Source organism: Streptomyces sp. R35, assembly GCF_041053035.1.
Taxonomy (GTDB): Bacteria; Actinomycetota; Actinomycetes; order Streptomycetales; family Streptomycetaceae; genus Streptomyces; species Streptomyces lutosisoli.
Map to the genome: position 1 here is coordinate 8,864,651 of NZ_CP163440.1, position 24,770 is coordinate 8,889,420.

Consider the following 24,770-nt stretch of genomic DNA (forward strand, 5'->3'; position numbering starts at 1 on the left):
CATGTCCTACGACGCGGCCTGGCGGCTGGCCCGAGTGACACGCCACCCCGACGAAATGGTTTACCGCCATCACGGGCACCTCGCCGAAGACTCCAGTGACGAAGCGTGGTGAGACATCTGGAGAGGGAAGACTCAACGGCTCGTCGAGGCCATCGCATCATTGACCAACCCAGCCCAGTTGGTCGCCCCTCTATGGGGAACACCTTGCTCACCTCGGTCGTTGCAAGGACGCGGGACGAACGGGCTCCCGTGTGGGCTCTAACTACTGTGGGAGAGAAGCGAGTTGAGTAACGGTCGATCGCTAACCGCTATGTACCTCAACGCGGGAGCTGGAGGGCAGATCGTCGGACTGAGCCAGGCTGGCTTCTCTACTGAGATCGCAGTTGAGCCGGATCTGAACCGAGCGAACACCCTCCGGCTCGCTGGTCTTCCTGTCCTGCAGGCGGACATACGCGAGTGTCTGCCAGATCTGTTCCCTGAAGAGCACTTGGACCTTCTGTACGCCCGCAATATTGGCAGTGTGGATGGCCCCCGTGATGACACTCCTGCGCTGGTTCAATACGCCGACAGACTCCAGCCGCGAGTATTCATCCTAGAATCCGATGCCGGTATCTGGGCTGACCGTCACCACAGCTATCGTGAATGGGTCCGAGGGGTGCTGGAGAGCCTTGGGTACAGCATTGCACAATGGGCGACCTACGACGGCAGGGAGTACGGCGCAGCAAGTCCCTGGAGCGCTTCGTTCCTTGTTGCCATGCGGAGCGACCAGAAGGGTTTCTTCAACCCTCCGAAACCCGAGGGAAGGCCTGTCCCGAATCTCTATTCCGTCCTTGCTCAGAGCATGCGACAACGGTTCGAAGCGAGCGGAGACCCGAGGTTCCGTGACGCCTGGCAGGTGTGGACGAAGAGGGCCGAAAGATCCTTTTCTCCTCGCCTGATCGACGTGTTGGCTGTGGGAGGTGAGGCAGACGCCCTCTATCCGAACGACGTTAACGCCTGGCGTGGCTGCGGAATCGAGATCCGTCAGCTGGCAGATGATAGGCGGGATCCTGAAGCATCCCTGTACGGCCCCGCCGGGCCGTGCCTCACACTGGGACAGGCTGCACTGCTCCGAGACTTTCCGCGCGACTGGACTTTCGCCGGTAGCTCGCGGGATGTCCTCCGACAAATCGTAGAGTCAACCCCTCCCAGCGTCCCCCGAGCCCTCGGACATGCAATTGCAGACGCCCTGCAAGATCTTGAAGAGGAGTCGGTCCGTGGGCCATCTCCCGCGGTGGATCTGATGACCGAGGTGGATGCACTCCACCACTCCGCTTTTGAGCACTTCATTGCGGATCTCCTGCAGCGGGACGGATATCGAGTGCAGAAGGCTGGGGGAGGAGCCGGCGATGGAGGAATTGATGTCCATGCCGTAGACCCACTGGGCTATCCCGTGATCGTGCAGTGCAAACACTTCCAAGACGCCAAGCCGAGGGTGGGCTCGCCCGTTGCCCGGAATCTGTTCGGTGCGGCATCCGCTCGTCATCCCTTGCCCCGGGCGCTTCTCGTCACCAATACTGGGTTTACCGTGGAATGCATGGCTTGGGCCAGAGATGAGCAGCGTCTGATTCTGGTCGGCAGGCGTGAGTTGAGGCGCTGGGCGATTGACGGTCTACCGTTGCCCGAAGCACTCCACCCTGCTGCCTGAGGGTCCCTAATTTGAAACTGATCGTGACTCCGCGCGAATATCATTGGTTCAACCGAGCAACTTGACTCGGATGGGCGCGATGACGAGGGGCGTCCGGCCGTGGGGTCGTGGTGCTGACGGCGTCGAGAGCGCGACGGCCGCTCAAGGGGGGCGGCCGCCGCCGACGGACTAGCGCCTCTGCTCGAACACGACGAGGAACGGTGAGACGTACCCCGAGGCTTCCAGCGGGTGGTGTTTCCGAAGATGATCAGCAGGACTCCCAGCCAGCAGTGCGAGGTTGTACATGTAGACGATCGCCGGATCGGTCCCGTGGTTGACGCCGCAAGATCGTTAGCGCCGAATCCGGCCGCCGTGCAGCCCTGACCCGCACGCAAGCAGCCTATGCGACGTCTGAGAACGCGGTGCCGAACACCGTGACCGTGACCTCTTCCACCGCCAGCGGTGGGTGGGCGTAGGTGTCCCAGGTCTCGGAGAACCCGGCATGCCGGGAGAGCGCCTGCACGGTCTTCGGGTCATGCTTGCCGGAGGCGGCGAGCGTGCTGGTGTAGAAGTGCTTGAGGTCATGGAAGCGAGTTCGTTCGGGAAGTCCGGCTTGCCCCACAGCTTTTCGCCATTTCGGATAGAAGTCGCTGTACAGGACGGGGTGGCCGATCCGGTTGGTGGCGAGAAGGTCCTTCTCCGTCGGGTCGACGGGGTGGTGCTCCTGCCTGCGGCGCTCGGCGTAGGACAACGCTGCCTCTGGGCCGGAGAATTGTGCAGTGTGGCGGGCGAGCCGCTTGATCAGGAAGCGATCCACCGGCAAGGTCGCGTAGCTGGATCTGGTCTTGAGGCGTACAGCCCTGCCTCGCTGACGCTGTTCCACGATGCGGAGCAAGCCGTGTTCCCAGGCCACCTGACTTCGCTTCAGGCCGAAGGCCTCGCCCAGACGCAGGCCGGCGCACGCGCCGAGCCAGATCAGGACCTCGTAGCGGGGCGCCACCTGCCGTATCGCAGCTGCGACTGCTGTGACTTGTCCAGGCGACAGTGCAACCTTGACGCGTGGCAGGGCTTCCGGGAGTTCGATGCGCGAGACGATGTTGGGTGGGAGCGGGACATCCTCGTCGACCATGTAGTGCATGAGGAGGCGCCAGATCCTGAAGATCTGGACAACCGTGCGGGGCGAGTTGATGCCGGGTTTGTCGATCAGATAGTCGATGAAGGATGTGGAGTCCCGACGGCGCAGGGTGCTGGCCGGACGGCTTCCGATGAACGGCAGGACATGGTTGCGGAGTTGGCCTTCGTAGGCGGCGGTGGTATTGGCGTTCTTTCGTCGCTTGCGTCTCCTTTCAATCATCTGAGCCGCGTAGAATGCAACGCGCATGCTGTCAGCGGGGTTTGGTGATTTCTTCCTTTCGATTTCTGCGAGTGCCTTGTCCAGGTGCTCGCGCGCTTCCTGCCAGGTGGCCAGGCAGGTTCTTCGCTCTGTGCCGTCAATATCGGTGTAGCGCGCTTGCCATCGCCGGCCCCGGCCGTGATCCGCGGACGGGTATAGGGGGCGCTTATTGGTGCCGCATCGGCACGGCTCGTCGCCGCGTTCTGGTTTGGGATATCTCTTGTGCCAGCGATCGAACGGCTCGGTTGGCTTGCTCAATGTTCCGCCCGTAGATCGGTGTTGTGTGGTGCATTGTGTGCGAGTGGCCGTCCTCGTACTGGCCTGGCGATGTGGCGTTACGGGCGCGCCGGAGGTTCACGTCGGTGACGGCTGCTGCCGGTGGAGTGCGCCTCGTGTAACCGGTGCGTCTGGTGTCTGTGCAGGGCCGACCAGAACGATGCTTTCCGCTACACCCGGTAGTTATGCACAGCTGTTCATGGTGCACTTCGATGGTGTGACGATCGAGTCACCGTGTGCCCAAAAGTCAATCGCTGCCGGATCCGCGACTTGTGTCCCTCGGAATGCAAATCCGGCGTCTTAGAGAAGAGCGCGGCTACAGCCTTGAGCAGCTCGCCGAACGCAGCGGATTGAGCTTTCGCGGACTGATTTACATCGAACACGGGCGGCGCAATCCGGGTGTGCTGACCATCCTGAGCATCGCGTCCGGCCTGAACGTGGCGCCGGCCAGGCTGTTCGAAGACGTCTCGCAGGCGCACGAGGGGACCGGGTCTGGGCAGTGAACCACTCCTGCCCTGTGGAACCGCCCGTGAGCGAGATGCGTTACCTGTAGCGGCGGTGGCGGTTCCCGGCCCAGGCACATTGAGCGATGAGCTGTCGATTGCCAGCAACTGGGCAAAGGTGATAATCGGTAGGCGCTGCAACGGTGCCGACTGTCGCCTGCCGTTCGGACAGTTCGTCGCCATGTCTTCGGCCTGCCCCTGGACTTGCCAGGGCAGGCGGAAGCCTTGCAGGGCTCAGTACTCGATCAACTAGTGGGGAACGTGGCCCAAGCAGGATCGCATTCGGCGGCCGGGCAGATGATCGGGTATCTCTACCAGTGCGAGCTGGCCCTGCTGGAACTGGCCGAACGCAGCTGGGAGGACGCTGCGGCCGAGGTGCGCATGGAGGTGCTCGACGACATCGAGTTCCTCTACGGGAGCGGAACTCCGGCGGAGCTGTTGCAGTCCAAGCACCGCGGCGAGGCCGGACAACTCAGCGAAACGGGGAAGGACTTCTGGCGTTCGGTCGCCTCGTGGATCGACGCACTGAACACGCTCGGAAATCCTGGCTCCGATTCGATGCCCCTGCTGCGGCTGGTGACCACACAAGTGGCCGCGCAGGGCACCTTCTACTACCAGCTTCGGCGAGGAGCTCAGCGGGACGTGCGCGCGGCCCTGGCCCGCATGGAACAGGTGGCGGCCGCGGACGGCCCACAGGGCACGGCCGGCGAACGCAAGATGTTCCTCGACCTGTCCCCGTCGCAGCGCTACCAGTTCGTCGACGCCCTGGTGATCAGCGACGGCTCCCCGGTGATGTCAGACCTCGACCCTAGTCTGGCCAAAGCGATGGGGATCAGGGCCAATCAGCAAGACGCGATCCTCGAGCAGATCAAGGGGTGGTGGTATCGCGTGGCTGTAGAACTGCTGGAGCGCAAGAACCCAAGGCGGCAGCGTGCATCGGTGACGGCCCAGGAACTGCACTGCCGTCTCGATGAGGTGAGTGATCAGTTTGCCGGGGAGAACCTGCCCATCACCGAGGCGTTCCATCGGCTGACCGACGCGGAGGTCGCCGTCTACGACGATGACCTGGTTGTAGCGCAGATGCGGTGGATCGGTCTGAGGAACCGTGCCATTGCCACCTACCTGCGCGACTATCACCATGCGCGCGCCCAGCGTTCCGCCTGGTTGCGCACCTTCAAGATCACCGAGGAAGGCCTGGCGGAGTACGATCAGCGGCTGTGGGACGAGTGGGACCACATTTTCGTCGACCTCACCGACGATCTCGACGACGACAGCGATGAGGCCGCCAAGCGCAGTGTCGGCAAGAATGTGTTGCGCAGGACGATGGACAAAGCGGCCGACGAGCCGGCGCGCCTGGGCAGCAATACCGTCGGCTGGGTGGGCCGGGGCACCATGCACAGCCTCGCCGACCGCGCTGACCCTGACGAAGGCCCTGGCTGGCACCCCGACTTCACCGCGCTGTGCCAGTCACGCGCGGACCAGCAGGAGAAATGACCATGGCCTCCACCCGGCGCCTCCCCGAGGCGCAGGCCCTCCTGAATCCCGCCTTCGGGGCCTATCTGCTGGCCTGCAGCATCAACGCGGCCACCAAGACCGGAACGCGTAAACCCGTGCCATGGCCCAGCGCCTTCCTCATTCTGCCGCTCGTCCTTCCCACGGACACCCGTTCAGACCTGCCAGCCAAAGCCAGCCGCACCATGGCCGCCTGGCTGACCGAACACCCACGCCACCAGGCGGCCTTCGCCGACCGAGCAGCCGCGCTGACCGACTACACCCGAGCCAGCCTGCGCACCGGCCTGCGCCACCGGGCCGTGGAGATCACCGGAGAAGGCCTGCGCTGCCCCCGCGCGCCGCGCCCCGCTACGGCCGACCACGGCAGCGAAGTGGCTGACTGTGCACGGCGTGCTGCGCTGGTTGGTCGGTGGCTTGCGGCAACAGAACCCGTCACGGCCTTCACTCTTCTCGGCATTCGTCCCTAAAACCTTCTGATCACCCTGCAAAGGAGCTACAGACCCGCCATGCAGCTGCTCGCCCTGGCCCTTTACCACCGAGACGGCCGACCTGTTCCCCGGGTTATCCGTTTCCGCCCCGGGGCGCTGAACATCCTCACCGGCGAATCGGAGACCGGAAAGTCCGAGGTCCTCGACATCGTTGAGTACTGCCTGGGGCGCAAGAAGCCCAATTTCCCCGACGAGCCCATCGACCAGACCGTCGGCTGGTACGCCGTCCTGGTCACATTCGGGACCACACGGATGGTCTTGGCACGGCCACGCCCGGCCGGGGACTCCACGACCAAGGCCATGATCCGCTTCGGTGACGACAGCCTTGACCTTCCCCGGGGTGATGAGCTGGTAGCAGACGCTGATGTCACCGCGCTCCGCAGCCAGCTGAGTGCCCGCCTGGGCATCGAGGACTTCCGCTTCCAGCCGCCCACCGGCGCGGCCCGCTACCCCTTCGACGTCTCCATCGCCCAGGCAGCGTTGCTGTGCTTCCAGAAGCAGAACGAGATCGCCAACCAGAGCGCTCTCTTCCACCGCCAGAGCGAAAACGGCATCGGCCAGGCCATCAAGGACACTCTGCCGTACTTCCTGGGCGCGGCTGGCCCCGAACAGGCCCTACGGCGCCACCAACTCGGTGAAGCACTGCGCGAACAACGCGCCGCCCAACGCAAATTCGATGACGCCCTGCGCCGCAGGGACGGAATCGACACCCGGCAAGCAGCACTGCTGCGCCTGGCGGAACGCGAAGGACTCCTGCGTGACCTTCCGCCGGCCCTGGACCCACGGCAGACCCAAGCCCTGCTGGACCAGGCTCTGTCCGTGCTCCCTCTGACCACTGCGGACGGACCCGCCGACCTGCAAGACCGCCGTCAGATTCTCACCCAGGAGCGGCGGGAGCTGCGCGAGCGCTGGCAGCAACTCAACGACGCGCTGGCCATGGTCGACCGCTGGCACGAGCAAGGCCATGCCTTCACCGGAGAACTCCACCTGCAGCTCGACCGGCTGAAGACCCTCGATCTGCTCGGGCCCGAAGTCGAGGACCAGTCGGCTGACGTGTGCCCCATGTGCGCACGCCCACTGGACGATCCCGACCCCTCCGCCGCCGACATCATCGCCCTGACCCGTCACCTGGCCGACGAACTCACCCACGCCGAGACCCTGCAGCCCGTACGCGAAGAACACCGCCGCAGCCTGGAGACCCAACGCGACACCGTCGCCGAACGCCTGAGCATCAACGGCGCTCAGCTGAAGGAAATCAACGCCAGCGACGAGCGGATGAGGAACCTCCAGGACCAGCAGGTGCGCGTCGCCTACGTCCAAGGGCGCATCGCGCAGGAACGCACCGCTGCCGGTGACCTCTCAGACAACGACGTACGCCGGTTGCAGAACGACCTCACACTGGCTCAGGAAAGGGTCGAGGCCCTGCAGGAGCTGGTCGACGAGGACGACGTCACCGCTGAGACGGAACGCCGGCTCACCGACATCGCCACGCTTATGACGCCCTGGGCACAGCGACTGAGCCTCGGCCAGGCCGCAACGGCCCAAGAGGTCCGCATCAGCCTCTCCCAATTGAACGTCGTCGTCCGCCGTCCCGCAGGACGGCTGCCCCTGACCCGCATCGGCAGCGCGAAGAACTGGATCGGCTACCACCTCGTCGCTCACCTGGCCTTGCACACGTACTTCCTGCGCAACCACAGGCCCGTACCCCGGTTCCTGATGCTGGACCAGCCCACACAGGCCTTCTTCCCCGAGAAGATCCGCGACGCCGCCACCGTCGAGGACGCCGACTGGGCAGCAGTCACCACCTACTTCAAACTGCTGCACGACGTGGCAGAGGAAGCCGAGGGAGGCCTGCAGATCATCGTGTGCGACCACGCCAACCTCCCCGAAGACTGGTTCCAGGACGCCGTCGTCGAAAACTGGCGTCCCCAGGACGGCCGCCGCAGGGCACTGATTCCCGTCGACTGGCTCGACTGAGCCTGTCGCTCACCGGCCGCAGGACAAGACAAGGAGAGACCCGCCCTGCCTGAGTTTCGGGGCATCCAACCGGGTCTGGCGGAACCACTCGTGTCCGCACCGAGCAGTGTGCAACCGGTTAGCGCATGGCCGACCGTGCCACCGATCAGATGCGATCCACCATGGCCGGTGCCACTGCGGCACGGGGTACTTGCTCGGCTGGCTCCCTGGTGCGCATCGGTCCGCAAAACGGGCCGCAGAAGCCGACTTGGCTGTCGGCAACGGCACCACGTGCCTCGCCCGCGGCCCATGAACGTGGGGGGAGCCGCGGGGCGAGGGTCGAACCGGGATGCAGCTGATCGGAGCCGGAGACCGGAGATCCGGGTGGGCTTGGACGGGCCTCTGGCTGGTCGCACCGTTCCTTCAGCGGTCGTACCTGGTCGGTCGGCTCAGCAGCCGAAGTCGATCAGGTCGAACGTGGCGTAGTGGTCCGAGGTGTAGTAGTCCTCCTCGGTCTTCTTACCGGTGACGATGCGGCGCGCTCCGCGCGTAGACGAGCCAGGCGTCTTGACCGTGTACTCGTGATAGTAGCCAGACGACTGGCTGGGCAGGACGCCTTCCTGGTTCCGGAAGACGACACCGTCCTGCGAGTACGGGAAGGGGCCGCCCGACGCGATCAGGTCGAGCGTGTCGTACGCCTGGGACGGCAGGTCGCTGTAGCAGATGCTGCCGACCGCGGCGGCCGCCGGGGTGGCGGTGACGGTGCCGCCGACAAGGAGGGCGGACAGGACGGCGGCTGCGGCGCCGATGCGGGTGATTCGTGGGGGGAATCTCATGCCCTCATGATGACGCGCGTAGACAGTGGCATGTCAATGACAACTTCGGAGATTTTCCCGTCAAGTCCGATGAGTTTTCGGGAAGTTAACGTGGCGCGCGAGGGCTCAATGAGGCCTGCACGTTCCGGTCGCCGGCGCGGCATGGCGCCCGGAGGGCCCCTGTCTCTGACTAGGTTCTGTCTCTTTGGTCAGCGGCGGGTCCAGATGAGGATGCCCGCGAGGTGGAGTGCGGCCTGGTAGGCGATCGCGAGTTTGTCGGTTCGTGTGGCGAGGCCGCGCCACTGTTTGAGGCGGTTGATGCACCCGCTCGACGGTGTTGCGCTGCTTGTAGGCCTCCGCGTCGAAGCCGGGCGGACGGCCGCCGAGTCGGCCTCGCCTCAGGCGGTGGCCGACTTGGTCGGAGGGCTGCGGGATGACGGCACGGATGCCCCGGTGTCGCAGGTGGCTGCGGATGGCGCGGGATGAGTACGCGCGGTCGGCCAGGACAAGGAGAGGACGGGTCCGTGGCCTGCCCGGCCCGCTTCGGGGCACGCGAATGAGGGACATCACCGTCTCGAAGGCGGCTGCATCACCTGCCTGGCCTGCGGTGACGGTGAAGGCGAGGGGCCGTGCGCGGCCGTCTGAGGCCAGGTGGACCTTGGTGCTCAGCCCGCCGCGGGAGCGTCCGAGCGCGTGATCGGCGGGCTCGCGGAAATGGACCGCCCCCTTTTGAGTGCTCCGGCGGCGTGCTGGTGGGCCCGGACGACCGTGGAGTCCACCGACACCGTCCAGTCGATGTCGTCGTCGGTGTCCGCCGCCGCCAGGACGGCGGCGAGGAGTATCTCCCACGTGCCGTCAACGGCCCATCTGATCAGCCTCTTGTGAGCGGTCCGGAACGAGCCGAGCCCGTCGGGAAGGTCCCGCCAGGGCGAGTTGGTGCGATACTTCCACGCGATGGCCTCAAGAGTGCGTCGGTGGTCGGCCCATCGCCGCCCGCGGACCGGATCCGCCGGCATCAGCGGCTCGATCCGGTCCCACATCGCATCGGTGATCACTAATCGGACAGGCACATCCGATCAACTCACCAATCCATCAAAGAGACACGCGCTAGCCTACGGGCCCCCGTCCGCAACTACCATGGCGTCTCTGACACGCGGACGGGGAGCCTACATGCAGGACGACGCACTGGCCTTGGTGGACGCGACGCTGCCGAACGGCGCGGTGGTCAAGGTACACGCGGTCACGGAGGCGGGGGGCGGCGCGCAGGATGTCGGCTTCGCGGACGCGTTCCGCTTCGACGCCGTTCAGGACGCGCTCTCCGGGGTGGCGGACATGGTGCGAGAGGCCGTCCGCAACGCGACACCCGACACGGTCGAGGTGGAGTTCGGGCTCTCACTCACGGTGGAGGGCGGCAAGCTGCTCGGCCTGATCACGAAGGCCGGAGGGACCGCGGCGTTCACGGTGCGCCTCGGCTGGGAGGCTCCGGCCGAGTAACGGCTGGTGGGACTGAATAATGACCGTGAGAGAAGGCGGCCCAAGAGGGCTGCACCGACTGCTCGCCGAATGCACAGCTCAGGTGCTGATCGATGGATCACCGCGCGGCACCGCCTTCTTCGTGGCGCCGGGCCGTGCGCTGACATGCGCACACGTCGTCGCGGTGGCGGCCGGACAGCCGGACCGGATCACTCTGCGACTACGCGACCGCAGACTGAGCGTCGAGCAGTGCCGGTGCGAGCCGATGCAGGACCGGATAACCGATCCTTACCCGTTCCCCGACGCGGCGCTGCTCGGCTTCGCGGCCGACGACCACCCCTGGGTCTCGTGCCAGGACGCCGAGCCCGTGCTGTATCCGGAACCTGATCGGCTGTACACGGCCGGATGGACGGATACCTTCGAGCGCAGAGGACGGCCGCGTCTCATTCCCGCGTCGCTGCGGTACGAGGGTGGCTTCCTGGACACCGATTGGGCAGACGGCGAGGATGACGGCGACGACACCGGGGAAGACGCCTGGCGCCTACAGTTGCGGGACGGCCGCATCTCCGGCGGGATGAGCGGAGCCCCCGTACTGAACGAGCGCACTGGACGAGTGTGCGCCATGCTGACCCGCACCCGTGACGCGCAGTCCGATCTCGGCGGCTGGGCTGTTCCCGTCGGGCGTGCCCTCGACGCCTTCGCCGGACACATATGGCCCGCGAAAGAGCCTGCGGGAGTCCAGCACGAGCGGTGGTTCGCCGTTCGGCAGGATGCCCTGTACGCCCAGACCGGAACGGAGTTCAGGTCCGCGTATCGGTCGCTCACGACCTCGCGTGACGTTCCTCCCAGCGTGCTGCTGCGGCCCGAGTACGGAGTCGTGCCCTTCTTGGGGCGGAAGTCCGAACTCGATGAGCTGATGGCATGGTGCACGTCAGGGGAACAGGCGGCGGTCCGGTTGCTGGCCGGCCAGGCCGGGGCAGGCAAGACGCGCCTGGCGGCCGAGCTGTGCGACGCCATGGCGCGGCAGAGCTGGACCGCGGGGTTTCTGTCGGGTGACGGCAGCCCGAAGGTCCTGGACCGGCTGAGGGAACGAGGCGATCCGGTACTGGCCGTGCTGGACTACGGGGACACTCATACCGGCCTGCATGAGTTGCTGAGCCGACTCGACGCACCCGAGGGGACAGCGCCTCCCACCCGTCTGCTGGTTCTCGCACGCAACCGTAAGACGTGGTCACGTCGGATCCGGGAGGCGGCCAGTCACATCCCGGTGGTGCAGGCCGACCTCGCCCCGCTCGTCGTGACCCGGGAAGCCCGCCGCGACGCCCACGCCTCTGCCGCTGCCGCCTTCGCCGCCCGGCTCGGTGCCGCTGCCTCTGTGTCCGCGGGGCGAATGCCGCAGATGGGGACGCAGCCCATCCTCGTGCTGCACATGTCGGCCCTGCTGCAGGTACTGGACAACGACAGCGCGGTCCGCCACGGCGTCGGGGACGAAGACACGCGCCGGGTCATCGTGCGGAGTGTACTCGACCGTGAGTCCTCCTACTGGAGCCGCAGTTCGGCGGCAGCCGGTCTGTCCATCGACGACGAACTGCTCAGACGCGTGGTGACGTCGGTGGCCCTGTTCGGGGCTCAGAAGGAGGTCCACACCGCTCAGTTGCTCAGGACCATCCCGGATCTCGCCGACGCGTCCGCGGAACGGTTGCACACAATGGCGCGCTGGGCGTTGAGCTTCTTCCCCACGGCGGACACGACAGGGGTTGCCCACGACACAGAGATCCTCCAACCCGACCTGCTGCTCGAACAGTTGGTGTCGGACACACTCGTCGACTGCCCCACGATGCTCGAATCGCTGGCCACCGTGCCGCCGGAATCGGCAGAGCGGGCGTGGCTCATCCTGGATCGTGCCTGCACCAGTGACGCACGATTGATCGTCTTCATCGAACAGGTTCTGCGCAGCGCACCCGTGGGCATGCTGCGCTCGCTGGTTTCCGTCGCCGAGCGTTCCGAGGGGCCTCTGCAGGATGTGTTCCTCAAGGTCATGGCGGGGATGAGCGAAGGCGACGCTCCCGACCGTGCGGCGATGTTGGAACTGGCGGAGTCCATCCCCGTGCGCAGCGTGGTACTGCAGGACGCCGGGATCACGTTGTGGCGGAAGGCGATCGACTCTGCCAGGGAGAGTGACGGTCCGTCCGTCGCCGACCTGCTGAACCGGTTGGCGGTTCGGTTGTCCAAGATCGGCCGCCGTTCCGAGGCCGCCGACACCAGCGTCGAGGCGCTCTCGGCCGTACGCGAAAATGCCACGGCGGGAGACCCGTCGCCGACGCGCCTGCTGGCGGAGCAACTCCTGCAGACTGCCGAACGGCTCAAGGACGGCGCGCGGGAGTGGGACTCGGTAGGCATCCTCGATGAGGCGAGGGAGATCGTCGAGGCCGACTCCGACGAGGATCCCGCATGGCGCATCGGGATGCTTGCCGACACGCTTCCGAAGCTGTCGAGGTTGAGCGCCGCCCTGGGCAGGGGCGAGGACGCCAAGAGGTATGCCACCGCTCAGTTGGCCCTGCTAAGAAGGCTGGAAGAGATCGACGATCCCCGGACACGGGCTCAGGCCGCTCAGAAGATGCAGGAGTCGTTCACTGTATTGCGTCCGTACGTCGATGGTGACCAGCTGATCACAGCCCTCGAAACCCTTCACCAAGCACGCATGGAAGCCGCCGCCACCGGAGAACGCCCCGAAGCCGAGAAGGTCGGGGCCTTGCGGGCTCTGGCGTCCAACCTCAAGAAGCTGGGCAGGGAGACACAGGCGATGGACGCGTTGCGGGACGCGGAGTCTCTCTGCCGCTCATTGCTTGACGTCGATTTCCCGAGCTACGGACCGGAGTTGAGCGCGACGCTGGTCGCAGAAACAAGCCTCGGCCACGGGATGAACCGGGAAGAGATCGTCGACACACAGAAGGAGATCGTTCGTCTGCGCCAAAGGATCGCGGAACTGGACCCGACGTCCGAGAACGAAGCGGCGCTGGCCAGGGCGCTCAGCGTGCTCGGATCCCGTCTGAGCTCGGCCGGTTATGCCTTCGGAGCTGTCAATCCGACCGAGGAAGGGGTGGCCATCTTGAGGGAGCTGGCGGAGAAGGAGCACGGAACCCGGTGGCGCCACGTGGCGAGTGCTCTTGCCGCGCTGGCTTCGAGGCTGGTCTCGGCGGGGCTCCGGCAGCGAGCCCTGATCGCCGAAGCCGAACGCCTCTCCATCGTCCAGCGTCTCGCCGCATCGGACTTCCGCCGCTACGGTCAGGACCTCGCGGGCGCGTACATCAACGCGGCGCGCCTCTATTCCATGGCTGGGGCCGAGCGCAGGGTCAAGGAGGCGGCCTGTCAAGCCGTGAACACCGCGCGGCGGCTTCGCGGGCAGCCCGGCACGGACGCGGACAGCGACCTGTCGGGAACACTGGCGGGTGCCGGCCTCGCCCTCGCCACCGCAGGCCTGTACTCCGATGCGCTCCCGATGCTGGCGGAGTGCGTCGAACTGCGTAGAACAGCGGATACCGCACATGCGCCTGACGTCCGTGCGGCCGAACTACTGCGGGGGCTCGGGTACCTTGCCGACACCTACGCGGCGATGGAGGACTGGGACAGCGCGGTGCCGCTGGCGGACGAAGCGTTCACCCTGAGCATTCGTGCGCTGCTCGAGTTCCCCGAGGACCGCAGCACCGACAAGAGACGCAGGTCCGACACGGAGCAGTTCTACGCCTCCCTCATACGGCTGCACGGCCTTCTCCGGGAACGGCGAAGATTCACTTCCGCGCATCGGATCTCCACACAGGGACTTGAGATTCTTGATCAGCTCGCAGAGAGAGGCAACGGCACCGCGAAACGCCTGCGAACCCGCCGACTTCCGCCGTACGAGCCAGTTCGTGGCCTGCGCAACCCGAGTCAACTCGGCTAGCGCGTGTCTCTTTGATGGATTGGTGAGTTGATCGGATGTGCCTGTCCGATTAGTGATCACCGATGCGATGTGGGACCGGATCGAGCCGCTGATGCCGGCGGATCCGGTCCGCGGGCGGCGATGGGCCGACCACCGACGCACTCTTGAGGCCATCGCGTGGAAGTATCGCACCAACTCGCCCTGGCGGGACCTTCCCGACGGGCTCGGCTCGTTCCGGACCGCTCACAAGAGGCTGATCAGATGGGCCGTTGACGGCACGTGGGAGATACTCCTCGCCGCCGTCCTGGCGGCGGCGGACACCGACGACGACATCGACTGGACGGTGTCGGTGGACTCCACGGTCGTCCGGGCCCACCAGCACGCCGCCGGAGCACTCAAAAGGGGGCGGTCCATTTCCGCGAGCCCGCCGATCACGCGCTCGGACGCTCCCGCGGCGGGCTGAGCACCAAGGTCCACCTGGCCTCAGACGGCCGCGCACGGCCCCTCGCCTTCACCGTCACCGCAGGCCAGGCAGGTGATGCAGCCGCCTTCGAGACGGTGATGTCCCTCATTCGCGTGCCCCGAAGCGGGCCGGGCAGGCCACGGACCCGTCCTCTCCTTGTCCTGGCCGACCGCGCGTACTCATCCCGCGCCATCCGCAGCCACCTGCGACGCCGGGGCATCCGTGCCGTCATCCCGCAGCCCTCCGACCAAGTCGGCCACCGCCTGAGGCGAGGCCGACTCGGCGGCCGTCCGCCCGGCTTCGACGCGGAGGCCTACAAGCAGCGCAACACCGTCGAGCGGGTGCATCAACCGCCTCAAACAGTGGCGCGGCCTCGCCACACGAACCGACAAACTCGCGATCGCCTACCAGGCCGCACTCCACCTCGCGGGCATCCTCATCTGGACCCGCCGCTGACCAAAGAGACAGAACCTAGTTGTCGAGATCGTGGTGGAGGGCGAAGACGTGAAGTGATGCCTATGGGAGAGGTCAACGTTGCCGAGCTCGCGGTAGGCGCGAGCCGATTGAGTGGTGACCCTCCGTGGCCCCGGCACTGAAAGTGATCAAGAACCAGGATTCAGGCGTCGCCGACAGGAGCCGAGCGAGTTGACCTTGCTTGCGGCCTGCATCGGCAGGCACTCGGCGGTCAATCGTCGTTGCTGCGGCTGATGCGTTCACGGCGCAGCAGCCCCGTACGTTCGGTGGAGTACCCGACCGCTTTGAGCGCTGTGGTGCCGCGCTGTTCGAGGCGTTGCCAGCGCTTGCTGGCGCCCGCTACGGCGGTACGCAGCTCGGTCCGTACTCCTCTGGGGACCGAGTCCATGAGCTGGGGCAGATAGGCGAGCGCTGAATCGGCTGCGCCTTGGCCGACTTCGAGCATGGGGATCAGGATCCGTTGGATGAGCTCGACGCGGGCTGCTGGGGTCGTGATTGATGCAGCCTTCCAGAGTCCGAGCACGGCCTGTCGGTCCGGATTCCTGGTGGTGCGGCTGTAGCGGTCAGTGAGCAGATTTGCCGCCTCTGCATCCGGAAGCACCGACCATCCTGCGGCAGCCAGGGTCTGATGCGGGATGCGGCTGGCCGGGCTGGAGACAAGGCCTTGCCAGAAGGCGGACTGGTCGGCGGTCTGCAGCGCTGTCAACCGTGCAGCGACGGTCTGAGACCGCGTTTGAGATCTGCCGTGTCCCGTTGCTGCGGCGTTCGTTGAGCTCACCGTGAGCGGTGGTGGGGGTGGGTATCCGTCAGACTTGACGGATGAGCAGTGGGCGCTGGTGGAGCCTTTGCTCCCGCCGACGCGGGTGGGTCCGAAGGGCGGGCGGCGGGAGAAGCATCCGCGGCGTCGGATCGTGGATGCGATCTTCTACGTGGTGCGGACCGGCTGTGCCTGGCGGCAGTTGCCGAAGGACTTCGCCCCGTGGCCGACGGTGTACTGGTACTTCACCTGGTGGCACGACGACGGCGCCGTCGAGCGCATCCACGACGCCCTGCGCGGCAAGGTCCGTCAAGCTGACGACCGCGACGTGGAGCCGAGCGCGGGTCTGATCGACTCGCAGTCCGTCCGCACGGCCGACACGGTCCCCGCGGCCACCAGAGGCTTCGACGCGGGCAAGAAGGTGAAGGGCCGCAAGAGGTTCATCGTCACCGACACCCTGGGTCTACTCCTGGCCGTCCACGTCGTCGCGGCGAGCATCCAGGACCGCGACGGCGCAAAGCGGCCCTTGCTGTGGACCAGGCTCGACCACCCCAGCGTCAAGAAGGTCTGGGCCGACCAGGGCTTCGCCGGCCGCCTGGTCGAGTGGGCCGCACAGATCCTCGGCCGCGACCTGGAGATCGTCCGCAAGGACCCTGACCAGCGCGGCTTCCAGGTCCAGCCCAAGCGGTGGGCGGTAGAGCGTACGTTCTCGTGGCTCACCGCCCACCGGCGCCTGGCCCGGGATTACGAGACCAGTCCGGCCCACGCCGAGACGATGATTCGATGGGCCATGATCGGCGTCATGGTCCGCCGGCTCACTCGGGGCCGTGCTGCGATGCGTCCCGGCCCACGACCGCTCGTGCGGCACTCCTCGTAGACAACCTGCCGGCCCCTCGCCGCGGCAGCTGCTGTCGGCGAGCTACAGAGCCAGAAACCTCTCAACCTCACGTTTCAGGGCAGGCGGCACGTCGGCCAACTCCGAGACGATCAGGCGGACATCCCGCTCGAGTTCGGCGGACTCGCTCCAGACCTCCGCACTTCTGGTGAGCACGGCGGCAAGCAGATCACCCTCGTACATGTCGCCTTCCGCCAGTGGGTCGATCCGGAGGACCTCCACCGCCAGGGGCAGGAGATAGGCAAGGCCCATGTCTTGCCTGATCAATAGCCGCGTGTCCTCAACCGTCAGGCCGCCGATCGGCTTGCGCCGAAGCTGGCGCACGGTCGCCATCAGCCGGGTTTCACCGCCCGACGGGACCGACCAACGGTCGCGCTCAAGCTCCTCAAGGGAGAGGTCACGGTTCACGAGTCGAGTCACCGACCGATCGTCCCATGTCAGATCTCAAACGCGGTCTGAAGCAGCGTTGGGTTTGTCTGCAGGCTGGAAGGCTGGCGCATGGCCGCCGAGACAGCGGAAAGTAGCACTGTTGCCGAAGGCTGCGTAAGCGTAACCCAGTCGGCGAGAACCTCACCTGCACGTGAGCGACGGTGAGCGGCATAGTCGGCCATGTCGGATGCCGTCGGCAGGGGCGGCAGTTCATCCGTGCCCACTCCGCCTTCTGTAAGCAGACTGCGAGCCCTGATACGCAACTGAGTGTGGTCGTGCGCGGGAAGCCAGCTGCAGCCGTCGATGGCCCGGACCAGAGCGCAGGCTTCCTGCGCATCGAGAACATCGTCGACAGGGGAGCCGAGATCGCGAAGGCAGTCGCCTGTGACCGCTTCGACGTAGGCCAACAGCGGTCCGTCCAAGGAGTAGTCCGGCTCGCCGGCGTCCGAGAGGAGTTCAGCCATTGTTGCTGCCTGGTACTTGGTGAACGCGGCGCGATCCAGCAGTCCGCTGCTTTCCATGGGCAGCCGTGCTGTGAGCAGCCGCATCTGTTCGGCGGCTTCTTCATCGCTCGTGGGGGCGGACAACTGCTGCAGGATGAAGGGGGTGATGTCCGGGTGCTCGCCGCGAGGTTGGTTGAACAGGCGCATAAAGCTGTCGGCAGCTTCAGTGACGACGGCAGGGTTCAGCGGCTTGTCAGCCGAGCGGGTTTCGTTCCACAGCTTTGCCAACAGCCTGTTGAACTGTTCTTCCAGGTCACCGATGGCGAGCTGTGCGTCAAGAAGACCAAGCCAGCGAGACCACAGGGGTACGTGGCGTCGTTCCGTGGCGGACAGCACGCTACGGGCCAGTGCCACGTCCGTCACTGGAGGAATCTCAGCCGCAAACTGCTCCACGATGTCGCGGCCTTGCTTGTGGTTCAGGCCAAGAAGCAACCCCACGACGGCATGCGCTGCTGGCCGGGCAGTGCGGCACCAGTGTTCCAGCAGTCCGCTGAGCCGCTCCAGCACCACGGAGGGATCCAGGGGCTCAGGCAGATCATCCGCTTCGTCGGGGGCAACGGTGACTGATTCACTCTGCGTCGTCTGGCTGTCGGTCCATTCGTCGTGTGCCTCGAAGACGGCCAGCACCTGCTTGGACAGCTCCGCGCCGACCAGTGCCATCATGGCAGCCGCGTCCTGTGGGGAGACCGCAGTGAGCATGTTGGCCATGGCGTCGTCCTCGCCCACCAGATGCCGGCACACCAGAGCGTGAACGCGCTGCGGATCTGCGGTCAGTGCGGGCTGTGGGCTGGCCAGCAGCTGTGCGGCCAGCGGCGCGCTGTCGTCCAGCGCGGAATGTCGCAGAGTCACCTGCCGCATCTCCAGGGCCGCGGGCCGGTCGCTGGCCAGCGCCAGGCGCCAGCAGCCGGCCAATACCTCCTCGGGAAGCTCCTGAGGGTTCATGGTCAGAATGGGAGCCAGCGTTTCCACCGCTGCATCTGCCAATGCGTTGAGGGAAACCGCCTCGTCTCCACACATTGAGAGGACAGCCGTGGCGATGTTCGTCTCCTCCAGGCCGATCGCGTCCCGTACTTGCTGAAGCAGCAAGGCCAGAACAGCGGGTCTTTCGGCTGCAGGCAGCCCGGCCACGGAGGCTGACAATTGGTCCAGGTCGGCATTCTGAGCCTGCTGCTCCAGCGCCTCGGCCAGGGAAGCAGGCAGCCCGAAGATGCTGCCGCTGGTCTCCATAAAGACGAGGTCCCGCCCTGGACCTGCCACCTTTTTTGTGCGCTTGAGGTAAGCCACGAGCTGTCGTCCATGGTGCGTGCGGACACTGGACTCCTCGCCGTCCTCCCCGTTGGAGGAGCTCAGCTGCCTGTCCACGGCGGCTTCCAGGCTGGCGTATCTCAACGCAGCATCTCTGACCTGGCGGCGCACATGGGCACCCAGATCGGCCTCCTTGTCCGCATCGAGTGCCAGTACGTACTCGCACAGCCGGTGATCCAGCAGCAGATCCCGCGCGAAAAGGGGAAACTCCACACGCAGGCAGACCAGTTTGGCAATCTCCTCCGCGCGAGTAGCCGGATTGGTCTCCAACAGCCCTTCCGCGGCCCGGCGTTCGGCCAGCCGGTAGGTCAGCGCGAAGGTATTCAGCAGCGCCTTCACCCGTCGCGGACTGCGCACATGTGAGGGAACGAGAATGCTGACGATCAGGTCGACATCAATCTCGGCCCACAGCCCGCCGCGCTCGCGGACAAGGCCGGCAGCGAACCCGGTCACCTTCGGCACCAGCAACGGCGGAAGACTGATCTGGTATTGGAAGACCTTGTCCAAGTAGCCGCTACCGCTGCTGTAGTACGGATTGACGGTGTCGGCGGGCGTGGCCTGTTCCAGAGCGCGCGTGAGGGCTTCTTCCAGGGCCTGCTGATCGGCGGCGACGATGAACACGCACCCATTCACCCCCAGAAATGTGCGAAGTGCATCCAGGGTGGCCACAACGTCCTTCGGCGCGCAGCGGTCGAGCTCGTCGACGAAGATCACCAGACGCTTCATCCTGGACCGGGCCACAAGCTCAGCGAAGAGCTTCTCGAACTGCTCGTCGCTGCCGGCGGCTTCCGTCTTGTGCTCGCGGGTGAGCGTGCGCGACACCAGCACCGTCAGTGAAGTCAGCAGAGCTGCCGGTGCGATTCCTGCCTTAAGAGCTCCGGTGGCCAGGTCCGCAAAGGCGGGACGGAACGCCCCACCCCGAACCCAGGCCAGGAGCGCCATGGCTGCAGCAAAGAAGGCGACGACGGCCCCGAACATCTGGGCGAAGGTGATGAGAAGCCGGCGAATATCGCCCTGCCCGAACTTCAGCTCGGCCGTGACGCGGCCGCTGTACAGCTCCTCATGGAAGCGTTGATCCTTGATTCCCAGAGCAGTGGCGACTGCGATGATGAAGTTTCTGCGCAGGGGGTTCTCTGCATACTTGAATGCGTCGAAGTGAACAAACCGGACGTCGCGTTCCCGCTGTAGCTGCCCCTTCAGCAGGTTGGCCACACCGGACTTTCCTGAGCCCCAGGGACCCCAGACCGCCACATTCGTCGGGGCCGGGACCGAGAGCGACACATCGCGGAGTTGATCGGCGACGTGACTGTGTGCCAGACGATCGCTCTGGGCGTCCTCGACCTCCCTGTCCTGGATAAGGTCGTCGGGATCCAGACCGCCATGACTGCCGTGCAGCACCGTTGCCTCGCCTCCGGGACCATTTGCCCCTCTCGTAGCGAGACCGGGTGCAAGAGACGCACGGTTCGCCTGGATCACACGATAAGAGGCGCCACTGACAACGCGGTTGAATCCTGGGGTGCCGGACGCTCCGCAAGAGACACCCGGGGCGCCTGGACCTCCCCCTGCGCTGCTGCCGATGAGCGCATGGGTCGCCTTCGGATGGCGTGGCTGTTCGGGTTCACGAAACATCGGCCGGAGGAGAGTTGAGGTCGGGCGGGTAGCCCTTGGCACGGAGCCAGGTGTCGAGGGCGAGGGCGACGATGTCGCCGTGGGGGATGTCGGTGTCGGCGTTATACCTGCGGATGCGCCGCTGGAACTGGAGTTGATTGGGGACGGCGTAGTTGAGCTGTCCGCGTTTGGTGCGGCGGCTGTTGATGATGTCCAGGGTCTCCGCGTGCGGCGTCAGCGGGTCGTCACCCGGCTGGGATTCGGCGTCGAGTGCGTCGGCGATGTCGCGCAGTCGGCGGGCGTAGTGGGAGTGATCGGGCACGAGAGGGTTACTCCGGTCGGTCCGGGTAGGCGGATAGCTAGCTGCCTAGTGGAATAGCTGCGGGGACGGGTGTTCGCGAACGAGAGAAGCGTTCGCGAACACCCCTGCGAGATGACGCCGCCTCAGAAGCCGCGGGTGCTGAGCCACTCGTCCAGCGCGACCGAGACGATGTCGCCGATGGGCAGGTGGTCGAGTTCGTTGTCCAGCGCGAAGCGCTTGATCCGCTTCTTCAGTTTCAGCGCGGCGGGGACCGACGAGTCGAGACTTTCGCGCGCGATGATGCGCTGGTTGAGGACGACGGCGGCCTCGGGAATGTCCCTGGGCCGACCGGGGCCCTGAGCCCACGGCGTCCCTTCGCTGGGCGCCGCCGGCGAGCGCATGTCCTGCTCCTGGTGAGATCCCGGAGCGTCGGTCCTCACCGGGAAGGCCGTGCCGCCTGGGACCGGAGCAACGGCCGGGCGAACGGCCACTTCGGCGGCCGGGGCCGCACCAGATGCCGCGAATGGGACCTGAGACAGCCCGTGCTGAGCGATCGGCTCGGCCTGTTGCGTGGGCTGGACCGCAGGTGCCGCAGGCTGGGCAGCCGGGGCCCCAGGCGGCACTTGCCCTTCTATCGGATGCACGGCGGATTCCATCCGGAACTCGGGGACAATGACGGCCGGGTGAGCCTGCTGACTGGCGGTCGCCTCCTGCACGGGACCGCTCGGCGTCGCCTCAACGGTCAGCTGGGGGTAGGGCTGCGACACCTTGGTCTTCGTTTCGCCCGGGCTCTGCGCCGACGCCTCGACGGGATCGGTGGAAGGAGCGGGCTGAACTTGCGGCGCGCCGGCATCGGCACGGCCTTCGCCCTCCGCGGTGGCCTGTTCGGCGGCGAACTGCTCGGGAGTGAGCTCGGCGGTCGGGGGCGGGGGCGGAAGAGCCGTCTTCTTGGCCCCGCCCAGGGTGCGGCCGGTGCGACGCGGCGGAGGCTTCAGCTTCTCATTCTTGTCCGTCATGCCTGGGTCAGCTCCTTCATCAGCTCGGCGTACTCACTCAGTTCGGTCGGGACCTCGCCGAAGGCCTCCATGTAGTGCACCCAGGAGTGGATGACGGTCTCAGCGAGCGGGAACGGCTCGTTGCGGTCCGGCCCGACCCCCTCGCCCTCGGCGGGCTCAAGCAGCTTGTCCTTCGCGTTGCGGGGCAGGCTGGTGCGATCGTCGGCCTTGACCAGCACGACGTGGGCGGTGACGTCGCGGTCGTTGCGGGCGGCGGCGCGCTCGGCCTCGTCGAAAGTGGCCAAGAGCTTACGGCGCTCGATCTTGGTGGGAGCGACCGGCACGAGCAGCAGGTTCGCCACGGTGACAGCCTCGTGGAAGATCCTGGCGCTGCCGCCCCCGGCGTCGACCACGATCGCGCCGAACTCGGCGCGCTTGGCCCGGATGTACTCGGCGATGTCGTCGAAGGGATATCGCTCGACGACCAGATTTGCCGGGATCTCGTAGCCCTCGGCCTGGGCGATCTTGAACCAGTCGTAGGCGGACTGGCTGGTCGCGTCCGCGTCCAGCAGCAGCGTCGGCAGTCCCAGGACGATGGTGTAGTAGAGGGCGATGAACCAGGCGGAGGTGGTCTTGCCGGTGCCGCCCTTGAGCATGCCGACAACGATCACGAAGGCGTCCCAGGCGCGGGCCGTGGCTGCCGCCAGGGTCTTGTCACGGGTGTTCTCGTTCACGTGTGCTTGATCTCCTGAAAATGGAAGGTGCGTTGTCTCGTGGGGGTCGGTGGAACCCGTGCCGTTCTGGGAGCACGACTCCTGGCGAACTGGGGAGGCGCCCGTGCCAGGGAGCCGCAGCCGGGATGGCCCTCGGGAGGGTTCCGCGTCTGAAGGACACGGTGGGCGAAGCGATTGAGGGCTTGGTTTGGTGCGGTCATGCCCGTTTCCCAGCGCGGCGAGCGGGGCCATGGCGGTGCTGGGGCCGCATACGGGTGCCTGCCTGGTGCAGGAGTCGGTAGACGGTGGCGATGGAGTAGTTGCACTCCTTGGCGAGTTCCGGGACCGTGGCGCCGGCCTCGTACCGCGCCCGCAAGGACGCCGCGAGCTTCTTGCGCACTGCGGCATCCGCTGCGGAGCGGATGCGGAGGGTCTGCTGGGTGGTGCGGGGCGTGCCCCCGGCTTCGATCAGTAGCCGCCGTGCGGCACGTCGCGTCCCGGCCCCGGCTGCGGCCAACTCCGTGAGTGTCGCGCCGTGCTGCTCGTAGAGGTGGCGCAGACGGACTGCGAGATTGCGGCGGGCTTGCCCGTCGCGCATTCTGCGGGTCTGCCACGAGGTGCGCATCACGGTTCCGGCCTCGTGCAGCCGGTTGATCACCGTGCCGTACGACAGGCCGCTGGTGGCGACGAGTTCGGCGACCGTGGCCCCGCCCTCGTACTGCTCGCGGAGCGCTGGAGCGGTGATGGCTTCGGTCTCGGAACCTTCGGGTGGAGGTTGTGGGTTCATGCGGCGGACTCCCATTCGCTGAGGGCTTCGGCATGGGCAGCTGCCAGCTCGTCGTAACTGCGCTGGTCAGATGGGGTGATGAGGATCAGTCGGCCATCGGTGGCGGCCCGCCAGCCGGTGGCGGGGCGGCCGGTGGCCGGGTCGAGGACGGACCCGTCGGGGGCGTGCCAGGCGGCCGGGATCTCGTCGGGACGTGGGGCGGGGACCAGGACCTGGTGCCCGTCGCGGATGATCACCACGGCCTTGCTGCGGTGTTCCGCGAGCCGGTCCAGTGCCTCCCGGTATGCCGCCCGCTGGGCAGCGTGAAGGGCCTTGCGCCGGGCCGCGACCCCGGTGGTGCCGTACAGCTGGGCGACCTCGTCCCAGCCCTGTGCCCGGCGCGGGATCGGGCCGGTGACGGCCGCCTGAGGACGGTTGCCGAAACCTTCCAGGGCGCGGGGAGCGAGGGACCAGGTCTCGCCGGTGTGGTGCACGAGACCGAGCCCGGCCAGGTGTCGCAAGGTCCGGTAGGCGGTCGCGCGGGAGACGGAGGCCGTGCCGACAAGTTCACCGGCCGTCTGGACAGGCCGGATGTGCAGGGCGCCCAGGAGCATGAGGGCGGAGCTACCGAGGCCGTCGTGAGCGAAGGCGTCGTGGCCCATCAGGCGGGCGATCACGGTGGAGTCGATGTCGGCCGTCGTGGCTGTCCCAGGAGTGGGCCACTCCTCAAGTGCCGGGTCGGGGGGGTACTGAGTGGTCCGGAAACGAGACAGCAGGGCGCGGGAGTCCTGGCCGTGGGTGCTGCCCCCGTTGAGGTACCAGGTCGAGCCCTCCCGGCCCTGGCCGACCCGCAGACGGCGCAGCCAGCCTCCCGGCTTGAGGACCCTCTCGTAGACCACCCGCAGAGTCGTGCGGGAGATCCCTGCTTCCTCCGCGGTCTGCCGCTCGCTGGCGTGGTGCAGAGGACTGCCCGCGATCTCGGCGAAGTTCAGATGCGCCCGCAGCACCCGCAGCGCGGTGCGCCCCCGCTCACCGCGCCAGGGCGTCGTCTCGATACGGTCGCGCAGTGCGGCGAGGACCTCGTGGGCGTGGTGGCGGGACTCCACCCCGATCGTGCTGTTGACGGCAGCCGTCGCGCTGGCCCATACCCGGCGGATGTAGTCGAGGGCGCGGGCCTGTCCGGAGCGCAGGGCGATGTTCCGGGCGTGCCGCCCGCCCTCGTGCTCGGGGTGCAGCAGCAGTTGGGTCAGCTGGTCGAGACTTCCGCTGGCGCGGGCCACGTGGCAGGCGATGGCCGCTGTGATCCTGTGTCCGTGCTCGGATGCGCCCTGACGGTCCTCACGTGGGACCAGAGTTCGGCCGTCGGAGCCGAGTCTGCTGTAACTGCCCGTCGCGTAGCGGCCGGTGAGGTCCCCGAGCAGGATGAGATCGGCAGCAGCCGACGGCAGTTGATGGAGGCCCAGTCGGCCGTATGGGTGAGTGAGCTGTTGCTGTGGCTCTGCCTGATGGGTGAGGTGTGGCACGGTGGGGTCGTCTCGCAAAGACAGGGACGCCACCCAG

At 66.5% G+C, this 24,770-nt stretch carries 18 protein-coding genes and 3 pseudogenes; 10 read left to right on the top strand and 11 right to left on the bottom strand.

Features of this window, described 5'->3' with window-relative positions; all coding sequences use genetic code 11:
- Window positions 1-310 precede the first annotated feature (310 nt).
- A complete protein-coding gene (locus AB5J50_RS39890; RefSeq protein ID WP_369263536.1) occupies window positions 311-1,687 on the top strand; it encodes a restriction endonuclease in 1,377 nt (458 codons plus the stop codon).
- Between the two features lie 379 nt (window positions 1,688-2,066).
- Here AB5J50_RS39890 and AB5J50_RS39895 read toward each other — a convergent pair whose 3' ends face one another.
- Window positions 2,067-3,317, bottom strand: a complete 1,251-nt coding sequence (locus AB5J50_RS39895) for a tyrosine-type recombinase/integrase (RefSeq protein WP_369263537.1) — start codon at window positions 3,315-3,317, stop codon at window positions 2,067-2,069.
- Window positions 3,318-3,571: 254 nt separating this feature from the next.
- Between AB5J50_RS39895 and AB5J50_RS39900 the strand changes: the two genes are divergently transcribed.
- The 4 genes from AB5J50_RS39900 (at window position 3,572) to AB5J50_RS39915 (ending at window position 7,815) form a co-directional block, all read left to right on the top strand.
- Window positions 3,572-3,838 (top strand): helix-turn-helix domain-containing protein, encoded by a 267-nt coding sequence (locus tag AB5J50_RS39900; protein ID WP_369263538.1) that lies wholly within the window; start codon window positions 3,572-3,574, stop codon window positions 3,836-3,838.
- Window positions 3,839-4,099: 261 nt separating this feature from the next.
- Window positions 4,100-5,332 (top strand): ABC-three component system protein, encoded by a 1,233-nt coding sequence (locus AB5J50_RS39905; RefSeq protein WP_369263539.1) that lies wholly within the window; start codon window positions 4,100-4,102, stop codon window positions 5,330-5,332.
- Window positions 5,333-5,334: 2 nt separating this feature from the next.
- A complete protein-coding gene (locus AB5J50_RS39910) occupies window positions 5,335-5,817 on the top strand; it encodes a three component ABC system middle component (RefSeq protein WP_369263540.1) in 483 nt (160 codons plus the stop codon).
- A 39-nt stretch (window positions 5,818-5,856) separates the two neighbouring features.
- Window positions 5,857-7,815, top strand: coding sequence for a DUF3732 domain-containing protein (locus tag AB5J50_RS39915; RefSeq protein WP_369263541.1), 1,959 nt, complete (start codon window positions 5,857-5,859; stop codon window positions 7,813-7,815).
- 428 nt (window positions 7,816-8,243) lie between these two features.
- On the opposite strand, the gene AB5J50_RS39920 is transcribed toward AB5J50_RS39915, so the two are convergent.
- A complete protein-coding gene (locus tag AB5J50_RS39920) occupies window positions 8,244-8,630 on the bottom strand; it encodes a ribonuclease (RefSeq protein WP_369263542.1) in 387 nt (128 codons plus the stop codon).
- Between the two features lie 188 nt (window positions 8,631-8,818).
- A pseudogene (locus AB5J50_RS39925) lies at window positions 8,819-9,679 on the bottom strand (IS5 family transposase).
- A 100-nt stretch (window positions 9,680-9,779) separates the two neighbouring features.
- Here AB5J50_RS39925 and AB5J50_RS39930 point away from each other — a divergent pair.
- The 4 genes and pseudogenes from AB5J50_RS39930 (at window position 9,780) to AB5J50_RS39945 (ending at window position 14,920) form a co-directional block, all read left to right on the top strand.
- Window positions 9,780-10,103 (top strand): CU044_2847 family protein, encoded by a 324-nt coding sequence (locus AB5J50_RS39930; RefSeq protein WP_369263543.1) that lies wholly within the window; start codon window positions 9,780-9,782, stop codon window positions 10,101-10,103.
- A 19-nt stretch (window positions 10,104-10,122) separates the two neighbouring features.
- Window positions 10,123-10,695, top strand: a pseudogene (locus AB5J50_RS39935) (trypsin-like peptidase domain-containing protein); the annotation flags it as partial.
- Between the two features lie 237 nt (window positions 10,696-10,932).
- A complete protein-coding gene (locus AB5J50_RS39940; RefSeq protein WP_369265769.1) occupies window positions 10,933-14,022 on the top strand; it encodes a hypothetical protein in 3,090 nt (1,029 codons plus the stop codon).
- 37 nt (window positions 14,023-14,059) lie between these two features.
- Window positions 14,060-14,920, top strand: a pseudogene (locus AB5J50_RS39945) (IS5 family transposase).
- Window positions 14,921-15,149: 229 nt separating this feature from the next.
- Here AB5J50_RS39945 and AB5J50_RS39950 read toward each other — a convergent pair.
- Window positions 15,150-15,644 (bottom strand): hypothetical protein, encoded by a 495-nt coding sequence (locus AB5J50_RS39950; protein ID WP_369263544.1) that lies wholly within the window; start codon window positions 15,642-15,644, stop codon window positions 15,150-15,152.
- A 34-nt stretch (window positions 15,645-15,678) separates the two neighbouring features.
- Here AB5J50_RS39950 and AB5J50_RS39955 point away from each other — a divergent pair, with 34 nt between their 5' ends.
- Window positions 15,679-16,572 carry an IS5 family transposase gene (locus AB5J50_RS39955; RefSeq protein WP_369265643.1) on the top strand — a complete coding sequence of 298 codons (894 nt, stop codon included), beginning with the start codon at window positions 15,679-15,681 and terminating at the stop codon, window positions 16,570-16,572.
- 42 nt (window positions 16,573-16,614) lie between these two features.
- On the opposite strand, the gene AB5J50_RS39960 is transcribed toward AB5J50_RS39955, so the two are convergent.
- The 7 genes from AB5J50_RS39960 to AB5J50_RS39990 form a co-directional block, all read right to left on the bottom strand.
- Window positions 16,615-17,010, bottom strand: coding sequence for a contact-dependent growth inhibition system immunity protein (locus AB5J50_RS39960; RefSeq protein ID WP_369263545.1), 396 nt, complete (start codon window positions 17,008-17,010; stop codon window positions 16,615-16,617).
- 17 nt (window positions 17,011-17,027) lie between these two features.
- Window positions 17,028-20,225 (bottom strand): P-loop NTPase fold protein, encoded by a 3,198-nt coding sequence (locus AB5J50_RS39965; protein WP_369263546.1) that lies wholly within the window; start codon window positions 20,223-20,225, stop codon window positions 17,028-17,030.
- A gap of 220 nt (window positions 20,226-20,445) precedes the next feature.
- Window positions 20,446-20,757 carry a hypothetical protein gene (locus AB5J50_RS39970; protein ID WP_369263547.1) on the bottom strand — a complete coding sequence of 104 codons (312 nt, stop codon included), beginning with the start codon at window positions 20,755-20,757 and terminating at the stop codon, window positions 20,446-20,448.
- Window positions 20,758-20,879: 122 nt separating this feature from the next.
- Window positions 20,880-21,752, bottom strand: a complete 873-nt coding sequence (locus tag AB5J50_RS39975) for a hypothetical protein (RefSeq protein ID WP_369263548.1) — start codon at window positions 21,750-21,752, stop codon at window positions 20,880-20,882.
- The gene (locus AB5J50_RS39980) at window positions 21,749-22,465 is read right to left on the bottom strand and encodes a ParA family protein (protein WP_369263549.1); all 717 of its coding nucleotides are present in this window, start codon (window positions 22,463-22,465) and stop codon (window positions 21,749-21,751) included. The genes AB5J50_RS39975 and AB5J50_RS39980 overlap by 4 nt, the downstream gene beginning before the upstream one ends.
- Window positions 22,466-22,661: 196 nt before the next feature.
- Window positions 22,662-23,231 carry a helix-turn-helix domain-containing protein gene (locus tag AB5J50_RS39985; protein ID WP_369263550.1) on the bottom strand — a complete coding sequence of 190 codons (570 nt, stop codon included), beginning with the start codon at window positions 23,229-23,231 and terminating at the stop codon, window positions 22,662-22,664.
- Complete coding sequence (locus tag AB5J50_RS39990) at window positions 23,228-24,733, bottom strand: transcriptional regulator (protein ID WP_369263551.1); 1,506 nt, start codon at window positions 24,731-24,733, stop codon at window positions 23,228-23,230. Before AB5J50_RS39990 ends, AB5J50_RS39985 begins: the two co-directional genes overlap by 4 nt.
- Window positions 24,734-24,770: the final 37 nt, after the last annotated feature.